Origin of the sequence: Campylobacter concisus, from assembly GCF_015229965.1 — a bacterium.
Taxonomy (GTDB): Bacteria; Campylobacterota; Campylobacteria; order Campylobacterales; family Campylobacteraceae; genus Campylobacter_A; species Campylobacter_A concisus_BD.
Window position 1 is genome coordinate 49,467 of the sequence record NZ_JAAKZB010000010.1, and the last position, 17,653, is coordinate 67,119.

Here is a 17,653-nt window from a genome sequence, read left to right on the forward strand (position 1 = left end):
TTTCTCTCCTTACTCTTTACCTAGGGCGTCTCTTTCGCCATACTCGTGATAAAACGACGTTTTAAAGGTGTTCTCTTCAGCTTTTTCTATGCGGCAAAGACCTGCGTTAAATTCTGAAATTTGAGTAACAGGGTCAAATCCGTAGTTTGTAACTGTGTTAAAGCTCTCGCCGATAACATAAGGCTTAGTGCCCTCTGGGTAGCGAGCTGAGAGATCGACACCTTGCATAACGCCAGCGAAGTTGTAAGGCATACAAATTCTATCTGGAGTTACCATATAGCTGTGGTAGCATCTTACTTTGATCTTCGTGCCTTGTGGGCTGTGGATCCACATCATATCGCGATCTTTTATGCCGTATTTTAAAGCAAGCTCAGGATGGACGTTAGCAAACATCTCAGGTGTGATGGCTGAGAGATATTTACTTGTTCTTTCGATCATTCCTGCACCACTTAAATTTACGACGCGTTGCGTGCTAAATACGATAGGGAATTCTTTTGACCAGTCTTTTGCTTGTTGCTCTGACTTAAATTTAGTAGAAACACGGAAATTTCTAGCTTGATCATCAAATGTCGGATACTTTTGGACAAGATCCCAGCGTGGTGAGTGGATAGGCTCTCTATGTTTTGGGATAGGATCAAGAAACTCCCAAACGATAGCTCTAGCTCTTGCGTTACCATATGGCACGACCCCTTTTTCACGGCATTTTTCTAAGATGATACCGCTGTAGTCCATGCTCCAGCTAGGTCCTATCTTAGCTTTTTCTTCTTCTGTTAGAGTGATGCCTAGGACTTTTTCTATATTATCTTTAGTTATTTGTGGGTAGCCACCTTTTATGGCTGAGCCAACAAGTGTGCTCTCTTCGCTAGCTAGCTGACTAACGCCGTTATGCTCTAAGCCAAAGCGGTTTCTAAAGCCAGAGCCGCCCTCTGCATAAGACTTGCTCATATCGTAAAGTATCGGTGTGCCAGGGTGTTTTTCATCCCATGCTGGCCATGGCTTGCCGTAGTACTCGCCTTTTACTTCGCCACCAAGACCTATTAACGTATCTGGGTCAAATTTATCCCAGTTTGCTTGGTGACGTCTAAACATCTCAGCAGTTCTGCCGCCATAACCGATAGAATTTCCAACCCTTGCTATCTCATTTGTCGCATCATCTGGCCATACAAAGTCATCTTTTACTTGTTTTAGCTCTCTATCTACAACAGCCATCTTCATGCCTTTTACATATTCATCGTAAAAGCCAAATTTCTTAGCAAATGCAAACATTACTTCGTGATCGCCCTTGCTCTCATAAAGTGGATCAACGACTTTTGTTCTCCACTGACCTGAGCGGTTTGTAGCGTTTAGGTGACCTTCGTTTTCAAAGGCAGTTGCCACTGGCAAGATATAAACGCCATCTTTTCTATCTGAAAGGATAGAAATTTCATTTACAAATGGCTCAGCAACTACGATCATATCTAGTTTTGAAGCTGCTTCTTGAATTTTAGCTAGGTGTGCCATAGATGTAAGGCCAGTTCCTTGAACCCAAAGAACCCTTAATGCGCCGCTGCTAAAGGTATTTTCCTCTTTTAAGACACCTTGCCACCATTTTGAAAGCGACCAGCCTTTTTCATTTCTCCAGTTTCTATCCTCTGGATTTTTAGGATCGTGGTAGTAATACTCTTCAAAAACAGTGTTTTTAACTGGTGTGCCGCCTTGTTTTGGCTCTTTAGTTGAGACTGCAAAGCGTTTTACAAACTCGTCATAATCAACACCCCAGCCTTGGCAGTAATACTTCCAAGCCGCGTCAGTTAGTCCGTAATACATCGGCAAGCTATCTGAGAGGTTACACATGTCGGTTGAGCCTTGAACGTTGTCGTGACCACGGATGATGTTACAGCCGCCACCTGGTTTGCCCATGTTGCCTAGGATTAGTTGAAGGATAGGTAAAATTCTCGTATTTGAGCTACCAACTGAGTGCTGAGTGATGCCAAGTGCCCAGACCACAGTACCTGGTTTTGTATGAGCTAGGATATTTGCAGCCTCTATCAGCTTATCAACTGGCACGCCTGTAACGTCAGATGTGACCTCTGGTGTCCAGTGCTCAGCCTCTTTTGCTATCTCGTCGATGCCGTAAGTTCTATTTTTTATAAATTCTTTATCTTCCCAGCCATTTTTTAAGATGATATGGATAAGGCCATAAACAAGTGCTATATCAGTGCCTGATCTTTGTCTTAGGTATAGATCAGCGTGTGCGGCTGATTTTGTAAAATTTGGATCAGCTACGATCACCTTTGCGTTGTTTCTATCTTTTGCTTGCAAAGTGTGCTTCATACCGCCAACTGGGTTTGCCACAGCTGGGTTTGCACCTATTATAAATATACATTTTGAATTTGCAGCCATATCTCCAAAGTGGTTTGTCATTGCGCCATAACCCCAAGTATTCGCCACACCGGCGACTGTTGCGCTATGTCAAATTCTTGCTACGTGGTCGTTGCTGTTTGTGCCCCAAAACGCAGCAAATTTTCTAAAGTAATATGCTTGCTCGTTGTTAAATTTCGCAGATCCTAAGAATATAACGCTATCAGGACCATCTTCTTTGCGGATCTGAAGCATCTTATCGCCGATCTCATTTACAGCTTGATCCCATGAAATTCTCTGCCATTTGCCATCAACTTTTTTCATAGGATATTTGATGCGTTGTTTGCTGTGTGTAAGGTCGATCTGATCGATACCTTTTGAGCAGTGTGAGCCTTGAGATATCGGGTGAAACATCGCCATATCTTGACGAACCCAAACGCCATCTTGTACCTCAGCTTCGATACCACAGCCTGCTGAGCATATAGAACAAATAGTTCTAACCTTTTTTGAGCCAGGGAAAGGATCTTTTATCTCTTCCGCGCTAGCGTGTCTTATCGTATCATTTTGTCCAAAAGCCATTGTAGTGCCAGCACCTAGTGCGGCTAGCTTTAAAAATGAACGTCTTCCTATACGTGCATCACTCATGGTTTTCTCCCTTAGTATGCGATTTTATAGTAGGTTTCCCAGTTTTTGCTTTTTTTATAAAGCACCTCTTTTTTGTTAGACTTGCCTACGACAACGCCATTGTCATCAGGAGCCAAGTCATCGCTAGTCACTTTTGCTACGGCTGAGACTGCGAGTACTCCGCTGGCAGCACCGACTTTTAGAGATTTTTTGAGAAAATCTCTTCTTGATCCTTGCATTTTTTCTCCTTATGCCTCAAAAATTTTTGAGAAATTTGGTTCATTGATATGTAAAATTTGCATATTTTAAAATTCTAAAATATCGCAAATAGCCTATTTTAGGGCATTTTAGCGCCCTAAAGTTAAACTATGTAAATTTAGCATATTTCTAAGTTAAGCAAAGTAAATATAAAAGTTTAATTAAGAATGTTAAGTATTTATTAAAAATATAGTTAAATATACTTTAAATTTATAAAATTTATTTGTAGTAGAAATTCTAGGGAGAGCTCCCTAGAAAATGTTATTTTAGATCGCTTTTATTTACGATAAATGGCACTGATCTAACGCCAGCTGCAAAATATTTTTTGCGTAGATTATCGATCTTTGCGACATCTTCTTTACTAACGCTCTTATCATCTACATTGTAGTCTTCAGCGTAGTATTTTCTTAAAATTTTAACCTTATCACTGTCACTCTTAGCAGCTTTTGCATCTTTGTAGATTAGTGAGCTTTTTTGAAGTGATGAGACATCATGTACTGGAGTTAGGACGATCTCAACGTTGCTATCTTTTAGCGTTGTCTCGATCTTTGCTAGCTCAGCTCTGCAGTATGGGCACTCTGGGTCTGAAAACATTATGATAGTTGGCTTTTTAGGGTCACTACCAAGAACGATGATGTTTGCCTTGTCCTCATCTTTATAAATTTTAGAAATTCCCTTTGCGATGACCTCTTTTTTCACTTCAGCAAGGTATGATTTTTGCTCTTTTAGATCGATCACGTCTGGGAAGATGAAGTCACCTATTGTAAAAACTATCTCATCTTGTGAGTTGCCATCTTTGCTTAGTTTTACCACGACAGCTTCGATATCGCCTGCCACTTTGTGACGATCAGCTACCTTTACTTTTACGCTACTATCAACCATTTGAGAGTAGAAGTCCTCTATTTGCTTATCGCTTGCTGCCATTAGGCTAGTTGCCGCGATGATTGAGGCTAAGATCACTTTTTTCATTTTTATCCTTTTTAAAAATTTGGCGGATTATATTTGCTTTTTGTAAATGAATACTAACTGCGAAAAACCCTATCATTTCCTTGCTTCATTATGTCACTCTCAAGATCGAGCTGCTCAAGGTAGGCGATTATATATTTTCTACTTAAATTTAGCGCATCCTTGGCGTTTGTGACATTTACAAAGCCTTGATTTTTTATGATATCTCTTAGCTTATCAAGTGCCATTTTTAGCGAATTTCTAGTGATAAAAAGGTTATGCTCCAGCCTTATGACCCTGCCCATTGCGGTTAGTTTTTTAAGGGCATTATCGCCGCTAACCCTATCGATCTCAAGATCATCATATATATTATATGGCGCAGTTGGAGCAAGCTTACCACTTTCTAAAATTTCATAAATTTTCTCTTCAAGCCTTACTTTTAACTTGCTAAGATCAACGCCTTTTTTGGTATAGACGCCACTATCTTTTGCGATTAAATTTATACTTTCAAGCTCATCAAGCGCTTTTTGGGCTAAATTTTGGCTAGCCCAAGCAAGTTTTAGGCTGATACTTTGAGCTGAAAAGACAGCAAATTCATTTTTTTCTATCATAAATTTAATGGCTGATTTTATCCGCTCAACCGCGCTTAGATCGTAGATATTTAAAGCCTTTTCATCGACAAAGACGTTTGAGACTTTTTTAGCAACTGCCACAGCCTCTTCGTGATTTAGACCAAATCTTTGATAAGAAGAGATGATGCCAAAGCCATTTTTGTGGGCTTCTTTAAGTATAGAAAAGGCTTCAACAAAATCATGCTTTAAAAGCGAGGCTAAAAAGAGAATTTTGCCAGCCTTTTTTAGTGGCTCAAGTACAGGGTTTAGCACCCTACCACCACCTATCACACGCGCGTCTGAGATAAGAACAAAGGCCTCGTCAAATTTCAAAAACATATCGCTTTGAAATTTAAAGCTCACAAAGTAGCTATCATCTTTTTGACTAAGGATTAGCACCTTTGCAGGCACGTTTTTAGCGCCCACGCAAAAGGTAACGCTTTGAGAGTGGATCAAATTTTTTGCAGTTACTACCGCATCAACCTCTCTAAATCCCCTAAAAAAGCCCTTTTTGCTAAGTAGTTGCCCCTTTTTTAGCTCGCTAAGCTCAATACCAGTTAGATTAAGCGCCACACGGCTGCTCACACCTGCGCGCTCTACGAATTCATCGTGACTTTGCACGCTTCTTACTAGCACCTCTTTGCCAGCGTCATAGTTTAAAAGCTTCTCATTTTTACTCACACTTCCCTCTATGACGGTGCCAGTTACGACGCTACCGATACCTTTTAGGCTAAAAACCCTATCGATGTAGTATCTAAAAATGCCGTCCTCATCGCGCTTTTTGGCTCTTAGTGTAAAGAGATAGTTTCTAAGCTCATCGGTGCTTGCCTTATCCTTTATACTAACGGCGAAAATTTCTAAAATTTGCAGGTTTTTAAATTTAGAAATTTCATCTCTTATCTCTTTTTTTCTTAAATTTATGGTGGCAATATCAACGAGATCACACTTTGTAAGCGCTACGATCACAGATTTCACGCCAAGGAGATTTAAAATTTCAAGGTGCTCCAAGCTTTGAGGCATAAGCCCGTCATTTGCCGCCACCACAAACAAGCACGCGTCAAAGCCATACGCGCCACTTATCATCGTTTTTATGAGATTTTCATGCCCTGGCACGTCGATAAATGCGATATTTTCGCTATTTTTGCTTAAATTTGAAAAGCTTAGATCGATCGTTATACCACGCTTTTTCTCCTCCTCAAGATTATCCCCCTCAAAGCCGTTTAGCTCCTTTATAAGCGCGGTTTTTCCGTGGTCGATATGTCCTGCTGTTCCTATTATTAAACTCATTTTTCTTCCGTTTCATTTATTATTTTTATTAGCACTTCTACGTCCTCATCTAAAAGTGATCTAAGATCGAGTATAAATTTATCATTTTCTATGCGGCCGATCACCTTTTTTTGCCTAAATTTTAGCTCGTTTAAATTTGCGTCGCCACCAAATGCCAAAGCCACACTTGGCAGCTTTTTATTTGGCATCGCCCCACCTCCCACAAAGGTAGAAGTTCGCACTATTTCAAGCAAAGTTTTTAGGCTTTTATTTATAAAATTTGCTAAGCCTTCAAGCTCTTTTACGCTTTTGTGAAGCAGTTTTTGCGTTGTGATTAGCTCAAATTCTTTGTTTAGATAAGCTTTCATGCTCTCAGCCAAAAGCGAGATGATCACTTTATCGACACGAAGCATCCTTAAAAGCTGGTTTTTCCTAAGCTTTGCGATGAGCTCTTTTTTGCCGACGATTATGCCACACTGCACCGCACCAAGCAGCTTATCGCCGCTAAAGCTAACTAGCGAAACATCTTTTAAATTTTTTAGATCTGGCTCGTTTTTGTCAAGATTAAATGGTAAATTTCCGTAAAATCCACTGCCAAGATCAAAATAATCTATCAAATTTTGCCTGCTTGCTAGCTCGTTTAGTTCATTTGCCGTGGTCTCTTCGCTAAACCCAACGATGTCAAAATTTGATCTATGAACCTTTACAAGCATCGCTGTCTCATTACTTATCGCCTCTTCGTAGTCTCTTAGCCTAGTTTTGTTTGTAGTGCCGACCTCTTTTAAGATACATCCTGCATTTGCCATCACCTCAGGCACTCTAAAACTACCGCCGATCTCGACTAGCTCGCCTCTGCTAACGACCACCTCCCTGCCCTTTGCAAAGGTGTTTAACACTAAAAATACAGCGCTTGCGTTGTTATTTACAACGATGGCGTCCTCAAAGCCAAATGCCCTTGCTATTAGCGAGCCAACGTAGTCATATCTGTTGCCGCGGCTGCCCGTTTTTAGGTTGTATTCAAGGTTTGAGTATCCTGTGATAACAGGTGTTGCCCGTTTTAAAATTTCTTTATCGATAACGCTTCTAGCGAGGTTTGTATGTATGGTGACACCGGTTAAATTTAGCACCCTTTGAAGGCTAGCTTCATTAAATTTATAGTACTCATCTAGGATCAAATTTATTATCTCTTCGCTGCTAAAGCTTGCATTTTCATTTAGAATTTTAGCTCTAACTTCATCTAAAATTTGCCTTGCAAGCATAGTGACTAAACTCGTATCAAGCCCTGAGAATGCTTCGTTTTTTATGATCTTATCAACTTGTGGGATATTTCTTAAATCGTTCAATTTGCGCTCCTAGTAAGTTAGTTTTACCAAGGCGTGATTTTAACATAAAAATATTATAAATTAAAACTTAGAGCAAAAAAAGAGGATATAAATTTCAGAGTCTATTAATCCCATTAATATTAGAATAAGCCCGTTTTTGATAATAGGAGAAACAATGAAAGAATTTGGCTTTTATAACGATTTTGACGATGCTTTGATGCTAAATGAGCAAATAGAGATCAACAACGAAAATGGCGACTATCTAGTCTCAAACTCTCCAAAGCTAAAGGCAAATGTCGTCGCACCTGAGATAAATTTCTACCTTAAAAATACCACCGCAAGCGTCTTAGAAAAAGCCAAAAATACCCTTTTACTCTACGAGGCAAGAGCGAGCGCCTTTGATATGGCAAAGGATGTGGATTACGAAAAAGAGGTCGGCAAAAATGTTGTGATAGTAAGCAACTCAGGCCGAGCAGAGCTAGCAAATTTACTAAAAGAAAATGGCTACAAAGTGATAGAGCTTACGCACTTTGAGGTTAAATTTATATATGGCGCTGCTGGCGAGCTAAGCGTTTTGGTGCTTAGAGCAAATGATGAATTTGAGGTTGATTGCGACTTTTTCTTGGTTGAAAACGCAAGGGATTATATGCTAAAGCAAAGCGGCTGCTATGAAATTTCAGGGCTAAAAGATGAAAAAGTGCTTGAAATTTTAAATGCAAAAAGCCCAAAATTTAGATACAAAAGCTTTACGCAATACGACTCATCAATCTGCCAGTATCACGAGCGCAGGACCGAAATTTGCGGTCGTTGTGCCGAGGTTTGCCCAACGGTTGCCATCTTAAAAGAGGACGAGACAAAGCACCTTGTCTTTTCAGCGATAGATTGCACAAACTGCGGAAACTGCATCAGCGTCTGCCCTAGTGGCTCACTAGACTCAACGCTCATGCCACAAAGCTCGTTTGCCACTATCGCTAAGCTTTACAAAGATAAGATCGCTCTCATCGTATCTGAAGAGATAAATTTAGAAGAGCTTAACGTGAGCCTACCGCAAAATGTCCTACCTTTTGTCATCCTAGCCCCACATCTGCTAAGCCAAACGCACTTTTTAACACTTCTTCAAGAAAGCGGAGCAAGTGTCATTTTATACAGCAAGAACCTTAGCAAGGGCGAAAAAGACGCCATTAGCATAGTAAATCAAATTTATGAGCTTAAATTTAAAGAGAGTGCGATACACCACGCAAAAGACAAGGCTGAGCTTGAAATCGCGCTTAAAAAAGCTAAACTAATAGAGGGCTCACAGCACTCAATCAACGAATACGCACTGCCAAAGAGAGAAATTTTTGCCAAAAGGCTTGAGTTTATCGTAGGTAGTGACGATCTTGGCGTGGTAAAAAGCGGCGAGATGATAAGATATGGCGAGGTTAAGATAAACGCTGAAACTTGCACGCTCTGCCTTAGCTGTGTTGGCGCTTGTAACGTAAGCGCTTTGGTGGCTGACAAGAAGACAAATTCGATTTTATTTAACCCAAGCGTCTGCACCGCCTGTGGCTACTGCGAGCTAAGCTGCGCTGAGAAAAACACCATCTCGCTTGAGGTTGGCAAGCTAGCACTTAAGCCTGAGAGCTTCGTTTATAGCGAGCTTGCACACGACGAGCTATTTGCCTGCGTAGAGTGCGGAAAAGAGTTTGCTACTAAAAAAGCAGTCGAGAAGATCGCAGCGATCATGCAGCCAAGATTTGGCAACGACAGAGCCAAGATCAAGTCACTTTACTGCTGCGCTGACTGCAAGGCAAAGATCATGGTGCAAGCCCAGCTAAATGCAATGAGAGAGGATTTATTAAATGGATAAAAACATCATAAAAGCAAGGTCATATTTTTACGAATTTTTGGCGTATCCACTCTTTTTTCACACCAGTGATGAGGGGTTTGCGAGATGGAAAGAGCAGCTTAGCTACCTAGCGCAAAATCCTTTGAGCGAGCAAAGTGCAGAGGCGTTTGCAAATTTAGATAAATTTAGCTTTGATGAGCTTGTAAATGAGCAAAATGACGTTCTTTTTGGCTTTACAAATATCCCTTTAAGCGCCTCATTTTATGAAGAGGGTAGAGATAACGGCGCGGCTAGACTTAGGGTGATACACTGCCTAAAGCTTAGCCCATATAGGCGTGATAAGGAGATTTGCAAGGATAGCGAGGACTATGTTGGCTTTATATTTTTAGCGATGGCAACATTTTTAAGTGATGAATTTAACGGCGCAAAAAATATCAGCGACAAGCTTTTTAGCGAGACTTTAAATTTATTTGTAGATGAGTTTGGCTCGCTACTTTTAGCTCATAAAAATGCAAATTTCTTCCGCTCCTATGCGCTCATTTTAAAAGACTTCATCGAGCTTGAAAGAGCCGTTTTAAGCGTAGAAGCGCCAGCCAAACCACAAGGCGATAGCGTCGCTATGGCAGCTCTTAAAAAAGAGCCATTTCAAAGCAAGATGCCAACAATCAAAACCAAGCTTCACTGGGAGGAATTCTCTCCAGTCATCTCACACGAGTTTAAAGACTAGCCTAAATTTACTCTTAGCCTAGCTAGGAGTAAATTTAATATCCGCTTAAATCTCACAACTATTCTTGATATTTTTTAACTATCTTAGCCCTTTGGTGGTAAATTTCTTTAAATTTTTACAAAGGATTTACAATGGTAATGACACACTACATGGAGCTTTTATCGCTCGATCAGCCTTACAATCTAATCCTCTACATGGTGATACCTATGGGGCTTGCGGAGCTTTTAGTGGCGATGGAGTTTTTTACGATGTATCACATGGATAGCGGCAAAAACGCTGGCTTTAAGGCCGTTAGCAAATTTGTTGGCATAGTGCTTGGGGTCTATTTTACAGCTCTTGTGATCTACTTTTTAGCAAAAATTTATCCAACCATAAAATGGCGCGGATATGCCGATGTCATCGCTATCTACTCATATCTCATCGGCGTCATCCCACTTCTTGGTATCGCACTTTTGGAGCTAAATTTGATCTATAAAAACGCAAGCCAAAAAGCAAAGCTAAAGCTTCACTTTTGCCTGCTCATATTTTTCTTGATCGTAGGACACGTCGCTATGATATTTGGCATGGTTGATCCTACCATAACAGGCTATAAGACTGAAAATAGCGCGATGGATATGCAGATGAATATGCCGATGAACATGCCAGCAGATATGCCAATGCATGATCACCACAAGATGATGATGAATATGCAACAGATGAGTGAAGATAACTCAACTAATATGCACATGAACCACTAAATTTAAAGGCTTTTTGGCGCCTGCTAAAAAACTTTTGCTCTAAATTTCTAAATTTACTCTTTCGAGCTAGCTAGCAAGATCTCCCTAGGTCTTGCTTCAAGCTCTTTTACCTGCGTATCTTTGGGATTTAGAGCGATCTTTTTAAATTTCTCCAGCCTGCTATCAAGCCCACCTTGACCGCTCACACTTTTAACGACCTCATTGAAGTTATCATTTACCGATCTCACCGAGTTTCCAAGCCTATTTAGCTTATCAGCGACGGTGCAAAATTTCTCATAAATTTCATTCGCGCTCTTTAATATCTCTTTTGCCTCTTTGTTGCCATTTTCCATGCGCCATAAATTTGCCACCACACGAAGTAGCGGCATGAGCGTCGTGTGCGAGACTAGCACCACTTTTTTCTCGTAGCCATAGTTAAATAAATTTGGATCAAATTTCAAAGCCTCCAAAAATGCCGGCTCAACTGGCACAAACATCAGCACAAAATCAGGGCTTTTCACAAGCGATGAATAGTCTTTTTTAGCTAGCTCGTCGATGTGCTTTTTTATTGAGGCGATGTGCTCGCCAAGGGCGATTTTACTCTGGGCTAGATCGGCCGCCGCTACTGCCTTTTCGTAGGCATGGAGTGAGACTTTGCTGTCTATTATCATCTGTTTGTCGTCTGGGAAATTTATGACAAAGTCAGGTATGAGCTTTTTGCCGCTCACGTCAAAACTCTCTTGCGTAGTGTAGTGCGTGCCCTTTTCTAGCCCAGCAGCCTCCAGTGTGCGCTCAAGCTGCATCTCGCCCCAGTTGCCAAGGACCTTGTTGCTGCCTTTTAGCGCTGTGCTTAGCGAGTTTGCCTCTTTTGACATATTTTTGCCAAGCTCGACCACCTCTTTTAGCTGCGCACTAAGCTCGCCTGCGCTCTTTTGCGAGTCGCTGTGGGCGTCATTTACCCTCTTTTCAAAGCTTGTTATCTTCTCTCCAAGTGGCGTTAGCAAGAGCTCAAGCGACTCTTTGCTGTTTTTTGAGAAATTTGCACTTTTTTCTTCAAATATCTTATTTGCAAGGTTTGCAAACTCTAAATTTAGCTCGTTTTTTACCTTTTTTAAATTCTCTTCTTGCGATCTTAGGATGTTTTCTTTGGCCTCGATCTCGCTTTTTAGTGCGACGATAGCGCGTTTTAGCTCGTTTTCACTCTCGTTTGATCTTTTTAGTTCATCCTCTTTTGCGCCAAGCTCGTTTTGTAAATTTAAAGATAGCGTCTTTGCCATCTCAGCCATCTTTGTCTGACTGCCAAGCTCCTCGTTTAAGCGCCTTAGCTCACGCTCTAGCTCGTCCTCTTTTTTATCTTTTTGCTTGAGTGAAATTTTATACTCGTCTAAATTTTTAGCTAGCTCATCTATCTTGTCGTTATTTGCTTCAAGCTTTGCTCTTTGCTCGATATTTAGCCGCTCGCTATCTTTTAGCTCATCTTGTAAATTTTCTAAAGCTTCTCTTTGTTTTGCATTTTTCAAATTTGCATTTATCAAAAAAGCTGCCAAGATAACGCAAACAAGCGCAAGAGCTGCCACCAAAATGTATAAATTTTCTATCGTTAGCACTAAAATTTCCTTTTAAATTTTGGCTTTATTATATTTGAAAATTTGTAAAAGAGTTGTGAAAGGAATAAGCTTGTGACAAAATAGGAGAGGTAAATTTTACTTTACAAATATGTCCAGTCGCAGTAAAGCAAGGTTAAAAATTTAATAAATTTAGGCGAAGTATTTTTCGCTTAGACGAGGCGAAATTCGATTTAGTGTTATTAAATTTAAATACCACAAAGTCTCTGACGAAGTATCGTGAGATGAATTTTGGGATTGCAAAGAAATTTTCATCCCGAGACTAGACAAATAGTCTGTCGAAGGGTGAAAATTTCAAGCTCCGCAAAAGACACTCACAAGACAAGTCTAAAAATTTTAAACTTCGTATCTCTCTCCGGGTTTCATTTCGATTACCTCCCACGGCAACCCCTGCTTATTTAGCTCGTCCATGAAAGGTTTTGCGTCAAAATTCTCCATGTTAAAGACGCCTTTGCCGCTCCAGATGCCTTTTGCCACCATCATCGAGCCTATCATCGCTGGCACGCCTGTGGTGTAGCTAACAGCCTGCGCGCCTGTCTCGGCGTAGCAAGCCTCGTGGTCGCAGACGTTGTAGATATAGACTTGGCGCTCTTTGCCATCTTTTAGACCACGTATCACACAGCCGATGTTTGTTTTGCCTTTTGTGCGTGGGCCAAGGCTTGCAGGATCAGGCAGAAGCGTCTTTAAAAACTGTATCGGCACGATTTTCATGCCGTTATGCTCGACCTCGTCGATGCGGAGCATTCCCACGTTTTCTAGGCACTTCATGTGTGTTAGGTAGCTTTGTCCAAAGGTCATAAAAAAGCGAATTCTCTTTAGTCCTTTGATGTTTTTAACTAAGCTTTCTAGCTCCTCGTGATAGAGCAGATAGCTGTCTTTTACGCCTACTTTTGGGTAGTCCCACTTAAACATGATCTCCATAGGCTTTGTCTCGATCCACTTGCCAGCCTCCCAGTAGCGGCCATTTGCGCTAACTTCGCGTAAATTTATCTCTGGATTGAAATTTGTCGCGAACGGATAGCCGTGATCGCCTGCGTTGCAGTCAAGGATGTCGATCTCGTGGATCTCGTCAAATAAATTTTGCTGTGCATAAGCGCAAAATACGTTTGTCACGCCTGGGTCAAAGCCAGAGCCAAGAAGCGCCATGGTGCCAGCGTTTTTGAAGTCACCATCCTTCGCCCACTGAAGCTTATACTCAAATTTTGCGGTGTCTGGGTGCTCGTAGTTTGCGGTGTCGATGTAAGGTATGCCAGCCTTTACGCAAGCGTCCATGAGAGTTAGGTCCTGATACGGCAGCGCGACATTTAGAAGCAAATCAGCCTTTGTTTGTTTGATGAGCTCCACCACGGCCGCTGTGTCGTCAGCATCGATCTGCGCAGTGTTTATCTGCACGCCAAGGCGATCTTTTATAAATTTAGCGATCGCGTCGCACTTGCTTTTTGTGCGGCTTGCAAGGGTGATATTTGTAAAAACGTCCGAGTTCATCGCACATTTTACGGTTGCGACTTGGCTAACGCCGCCTGCTCCGATGATTAAGATATTTGACATTTTTGGCTCCTTAAAATTTTAGTGATTTTAGCAAAGTTAATATAAATTTCTAGCTTCAAAAGGTAAAATGAGCCAAATTTTAAAGGTAAAAAGATGAATAAAATTTTGCCATTTTTAGTGCCTATTTGCCTCTTTGCAAGTAGCTGCGACGAGCTAGTGCAAGAAAGCGTAAATGAGTTTTATAAAAGTGATAGAAATTTGGAGAGAGCTATAAATTTAGCCGAGCAAGCGACTGATGTCTGCTTAAAAGAGGGCAACACCGAGCAGGCGATCACTTCGCTAATAAATGGCGCCAGCATTTGCATGGTAAATAAAGAGCCTCAAAAGGCACTAGAGCTCTCGCAAAAAGCCCTAGAGCTCGCGGCAAACGTTAGTGACAAACTGCTACTAGCACGCTCTTATCAAAACATAGGCGCAGCAAAAAAGGCGCTAGGCAAATACGACGAGGCGCTTGCCAATTTTCAAGAAGCTCAAAAAATTTATGACGTCACGCCAAATGCCCCAATGCGCGACGAGCTGCTTTGCATAAAGTCCATCGGCAGCACCTACTACATGAAAAATGACTTTGCAAAAGCCTACGAAAACCACATTTTAGCGTTAAATTTACTTGATATCACGCCAGATCTAAGCAATAACGAGCTTGTGCGATCAGAGCTTTTAATAGAGGTCGCTAACGACCTAGCAAAGCTTGATGGAAAAGATCAAGCCGCCAAAAACTACAAAGAAGTGCTTGAAATTTTAAAAGGTAAAGAGCAAAACCCTCGCGCGCTTGGTCTTTTGGAGCGAGCCAGCAAGGGGCTAAAGGAGCTTAACTAAAGTTTTTCTTTAGGCTTTTTAGCACGAAATTTGCAAGCTCTAGCCCCTTTGAGCGGTGAGAAATTTTGAGCTTTGTCTCGTTATTTAGCTCGCCAAGCGTCTTTGTAAAGCCATCTGGGATAAAGAGTGCGTCGTAGCCAAAGCCGTTTGTGCCGCGCTCCTCGTCTATCGCCTCACCATACATAAAGCCATGCGTCGTGTAGTCGCCAAATTTTGAGCTAATAGCGATACAGGCGGTGTAGTGAGCTGGAGAGCTCTTTAAATTTAGCGCCTTTAGCTTGCCAATTAGCTTTGCTCTGTTGTTTGCGTCATTTGCGTTTTTGCCGCACACTTTACCATTTTTATCAAGGTCAAAGTAGCGCGCCGAGTAGATCCCTGGCTCACCACCAAGTGCATCCACGCTGATGCCACTATCATCGCTAAGCGCGATAAACTCACTATCAAATCCTTGCTCTTTAAGCTTTGCAAAAACCGCTTTTGACTTTATGAGCGCGTTTTCTTGAAAGCTGCTGCCATCTTCAACTATCTCAAATGGCTTTACAACCTCACTCAGAGCGTAAATTTCATAGCCTTTTAAAAACTCTTTTATCTCTTTTACTTTGTCTAAATTTGATGTCGCAAGCACGATTTTCATCGCAAAACTCCTTGATTTTTGGGCGTATTTTACATAAAAGTAGATTAAATTTTTAAATTTAAATTAGTGTTAAAATGATAAACTTAGTCCTTTTAAAAATAAGGGAAAATTTATGTTAAAAAGCGTTTTGCCACTATCTTTTATCGTAGCCAGCAGATTTTTTGGGCTTTTCATAGTCCTACCAGTTCTTAGCCTTTACGCGCTAAATTTAAGCGGCGCAAATGAGTTTTTAGTGGGGCTAATAGTAGGCGTCTATGCGATCTCACAGATGATATTTCAAGTGCCTTTTGGCGCTCTCTCAGATAAGATCGGCCGCAAAAAAGCCCTAACCATCGGTCTTTTGATATTTGTGGCTGGCTCTATCGTCTGCGCGCTGGCAAGTGAAATTTACACGATGCTATTTGGTAGATTTTTACAAGGCGTGGGAGCCGTGGGAGCCGTGGCAACAGCGATGATAAGTGACTTTGTGGCTGAAGAAAACCGCTCAAAAGCTATGGCGATCATGGGCGCTTTTATAGGGCTTAGCTTCACGCTTTCGATGGTGCTTGGACCGCTTCTTGCTAGAAATTTCGGACTTTCAAGCCTCTTTTATCTAAGCGCCGCTCTTAGCATGCTTTGCGTCGTGCTACTCTACACCGTCGTGCCAAAAGAGATAAAAGTGAGCGCAAAGGCTGAAAAGGTGCCATTTGGCAAGCTCTTTTTGCAAAAAGACTATATGATCATAAATTTCACCTCTTTCATGCAAAAAATGCTCACAAGCATCGCATTTTTGGTGATCCCGATCGTTTTAGTAAAAGAGTATGGCTACGAAAGTGGCGAGCTTTACAAGGTCTATACGCTTGGCGCTGTGCTTGGCTTTTTGGCTATGGGGCTAGCTGGCGCGCTGGGCGATGGCAAGGGGCTTAGCAAGGTCATCTTGATAGCTGGCACGCTGCTTTTTGCCCTAACCTACGCCACTTTTGCCCTTAGCTTTACGAAATTTATCTTTGTGGTTGGCATCGCGATATTTTTTATAGGTTTTAACCTTCACGAGCCCATCATGCAATCAACCGCGACCAAATTTGTAAAATCCTCACAAAAAGGCACCGCTCTTGGCATCTTTAACTCATTTGGCTACTTTGGAAGCTTTGTTGGAGGCGCGTTTGGCGGATACATCATGCACACCTTTGACTTTAAAGTGCTTGCCATCGTCTGCGTGGTACTTTGTGTGATCTGGCTTGTTTTGCTATTTAGCTTGAGTGATCCAAGAATTTTTAAAAATATCTACCTAAGCCCAGAAGCGAGCTTAAATTTAGAGCTTCTAAACAGCCAAAAAGGCGTGGTGGATTATTATAAAAACGAGAAAAATCAAGTGATCAAATTTGACTCTCGCCTAACAAGCGAGGCGGCTTTAAAAGAGAGCTTGAAGTTTTGATCTACGACGTCATCATCGTTGGTGCTGGCGCTAGCGGGCTCTTTTTAGGGGCAAATTTAAAGGGCAAAAAGGTTGCCATTTTAGAAAAAAACAGCAGCGCTGGCAAAAAGATCTTAGCAAGCGGAGGCGGCAGGTGCAACATCACAAACCGCTTTGTAAGCAATAAAAACTACCTTGGCGAGCAGAAATTTATAGAGCAAATTTTAAAAGTGCTAAGCCCTGATCAGGTTTTGAAATTTTTTAGTGAGCTTAAATTTAGCGAGCAAAAGCAAAATCAATTTTTCTGTGATAGCGGTGCAAAGAGCGTTTTGAGCCTGCTTTTAAAAAGGCAAAATGCAGATATTTTTTATAACAAAGAGGTTCTTGGCGCTAAAAAAGTAGATGAAATTTTTGAAATTTTGACAAAAGATGAGAAATTTAGAGCTAGAAATTTAGTCATTGCAAGTGGCGGACTAAGCTACAAAGCCCTTGGCGCAAGCGATATTGGCTACAAGATAGCTAGCGAATTTGGCCTTGAGCTCTTAATGCCTGCCCCTGCTCTTGTTGGCTTTAGCGTGCAAAAAGATGAGTTTTGGTTTAAAGAGCTTAGTGGCATTAGTCTAAGTGCAGATGTAGTGATAAATACCAAAAACGAGAGCCATAAATTTAGCGGCGATGTGCTTTTTACGCATAGAGGCATAAGTGGTCCAGCGATACTAAACGCTTCACTCTTTTGGCAAAAGGGGCGAATTTGCATAAATTTTTTGCCTAAATTTAATGAGAAAAATTTAGTAAATGGTAAAAAGCAGCTTAGCTCAGTTTTGCCATTACCAAAGAGATTTGTGCTGGAGTTTTTAAGAAATTTTGGCTTAGAAGATAGAGCTTATTATGAATTTAGTGATGATGAAAAGAGTATCATAAAAAGGCTTTTTGCTTATGAATTTGCCCCAGCTGGGACATTTGGATTTGAAAGGGCTGAAGTTACAAAAGGTGGCGTAAA

Annotated in this window: 14 protein-coding genes and 1 pseudogene; 6 read left to right on the plus strand and 9 right to left on the minus strand. The window is 41.2% G+C overall.

The genetic code is table 11. The features are described from left to right. Positions 1-9: 9 nt before the first annotated feature. From G6W43_RS05835 to selA, 6 genes and pseudogenes are all read right to left on the minus strand, one after another. On the minus strand, positions 10-2,742 hold the full coding sequence (locus tag G6W43_RS05835; protein ID WP_342672223.1) for a formate dehydrogenase subunit alpha: 2,733 nt from the start codon (positions 2,740-2,742) through the stop codon (positions 10-12). Beyond that, positions 2,725-2,985: pseudogene (locus tag G6W43_RS10810) on the minus strand (hypothetical protein); the annotation flags it as partial. The pseudogene G6W43_RS10810 and the gene G6W43_RS05835, both read right to left, overlap by 18 nt. Positions 2,986-2,996: 11 nt before the next feature. Continuing rightward, positions 2,997-3,203 carry a twin-arginine translocation signal domain-containing protein gene (locus G6W43_RS05845; protein WP_004317725.1) on the minus strand — a complete coding sequence of 69 codons (207 nt, stop codon included), beginning with the start codon at positions 3,201-3,203 and terminating at the stop codon, positions 2,997-2,999. 280 nt (positions 3,204-3,483) lie between these two features. Further along, positions 3,484-4,191 carry a thioredoxin domain-containing protein gene (locus G6W43_RS05850; protein ID WP_012001218.1) on the minus strand — a complete coding sequence of 236 codons (708 nt, stop codon included), beginning with the start codon at positions 4,189-4,191 and terminating at the stop codon, positions 3,484-3,486. Positions 4,192-4,244: 53 nt separating this feature from the next. Beyond that, positions 4,245-6,065, minus strand: coding sequence for a selenocysteine-specific translation elongation factor (gene selB / locus G6W43_RS05855; RefSeq protein ID WP_194169348.1), 1,821 nt, complete (start codon positions 6,063-6,065; stop codon positions 4,245-4,247). Further along, positions 6,062-7,387, minus strand: coding sequence for an L-seryl-tRNA(Sec) selenium transferase (gene selA, locus G6W43_RS05860; RefSeq protein ID WP_194169349.1), 1,326 nt, complete (start codon positions 7,385-7,387; stop codon positions 6,062-6,064). The genes selB and selA overlap by 4 nt, the downstream gene beginning before the upstream one ends. 154 nt (positions 7,388-7,541) lie before the next feature. Between selA and G6W43_RS05865 the strand changes: the two genes are divergently transcribed. The 3 genes from G6W43_RS05865 to G6W43_RS05875 all read left to right on the plus strand — a co-directional run bounded on the left by G6W43_RS05865 (position 7,542) and on the right by G6W43_RS05875 (position 10,658). Next, a complete protein-coding gene (locus tag G6W43_RS05865; RefSeq protein WP_103617872.1) occupies positions 7,542-9,215 on the plus strand; it encodes a 4Fe-4S dicluster domain-containing protein in 1,674 nt (557 codons plus the stop codon). Beyond that, positions 9,208-9,921 carry a TorD/DmsD family molecular chaperone gene (locus G6W43_RS05870; protein WP_103617871.1) on the plus strand — a complete coding sequence of 238 codons (714 nt, stop codon included), beginning with the start codon at positions 9,208-9,210 and terminating at the stop codon, positions 9,919-9,921. Before G6W43_RS05865 ends, G6W43_RS05870 begins: the two co-directional genes overlap by 8 nt. 131 nt (positions 9,922-10,052) lie before the next feature. Further along, positions 10,053-10,658 (plus strand): DUF6803 family protein, encoded by a 606-nt coding sequence (locus tag G6W43_RS05875; RefSeq protein WP_103617870.1) that lies wholly within the window; start codon positions 10,053-10,055, stop codon positions 10,656-10,658. 53 nt (positions 10,659-10,711) lie between these two features. On the opposite strand, the gene rmuC is transcribed toward G6W43_RS05875, so the two are convergent. Together rmuC and G6W43_RS05885 are read right to left on the minus strand one after the other, a co-directional pair. Next, positions 10,712-12,244: a DNA recombination protein RmuC gene (gene rmuC / locus G6W43_RS05880; RefSeq protein ID WP_149712474.1), complete on the minus strand. Its 1,533-nt coding sequence runs from the start codon at positions 12,242-12,244 to the stop codon at positions 10,712-10,714. A gap of 354 nt (positions 12,245-12,598) precedes the next feature. Then, the gene (locus G6W43_RS05885) at positions 12,599-13,810 is read right to left on the minus strand and encodes a saccharopine dehydrogenase family protein (RefSeq protein ID WP_103581806.1); all 1,212 of its coding nucleotides are present in this window, start codon (positions 13,808-13,810) and stop codon (positions 12,599-12,601) included. A 93-nt stretch (positions 13,811-13,903) separates the two neighbouring features. On the opposite strand from G6W43_RS05885, the gene G6W43_RS05890 reads away from it, so the two are divergent. Beyond that, positions 13,904-14,626, plus strand: coding sequence for a tetratricopeptide repeat protein (locus G6W43_RS05890; RefSeq protein ID WP_194169350.1), 723 nt, complete (start codon positions 13,904-13,906; stop codon positions 14,624-14,626). Here G6W43_RS05890 and G6W43_RS05895 read toward each other — a convergent pair. Further along, entirely contained in the window at positions 14,619-15,260 is a 642-nt protein-coding gene (locus tag G6W43_RS05895; RefSeq protein WP_194169351.1) for a non-canonical purine NTP pyrophosphatase, read from the minus strand. The genes G6W43_RS05890 and G6W43_RS05895 overlap by 8 nt on opposite strands. A 112-nt stretch (positions 15,261-15,372) precedes the next feature. On the opposite strand from G6W43_RS05895, the gene G6W43_RS05900 reads away from it, so the two are divergent. Together G6W43_RS05900 and G6W43_RS05905 are read left to right on the plus strand one after the other, a co-directional pair. Continuing rightward, entirely contained in the window at positions 15,373-16,674 is a 1,302-nt protein-coding gene (locus G6W43_RS05900) for an MFS transporter (protein WP_194169352.1), read from the plus strand. After that, positions 16,671-17,653, plus strand: a 983-nt coding sequence (locus G6W43_RS05905) for an aminoacetone oxidase family FAD-binding enzyme (RefSeq protein ID WP_194169353.1), incomplete at its 3' end; no start/stop codon positions are given. The genes G6W43_RS05900 and G6W43_RS05905, both read left to right, overlap by 4 nt.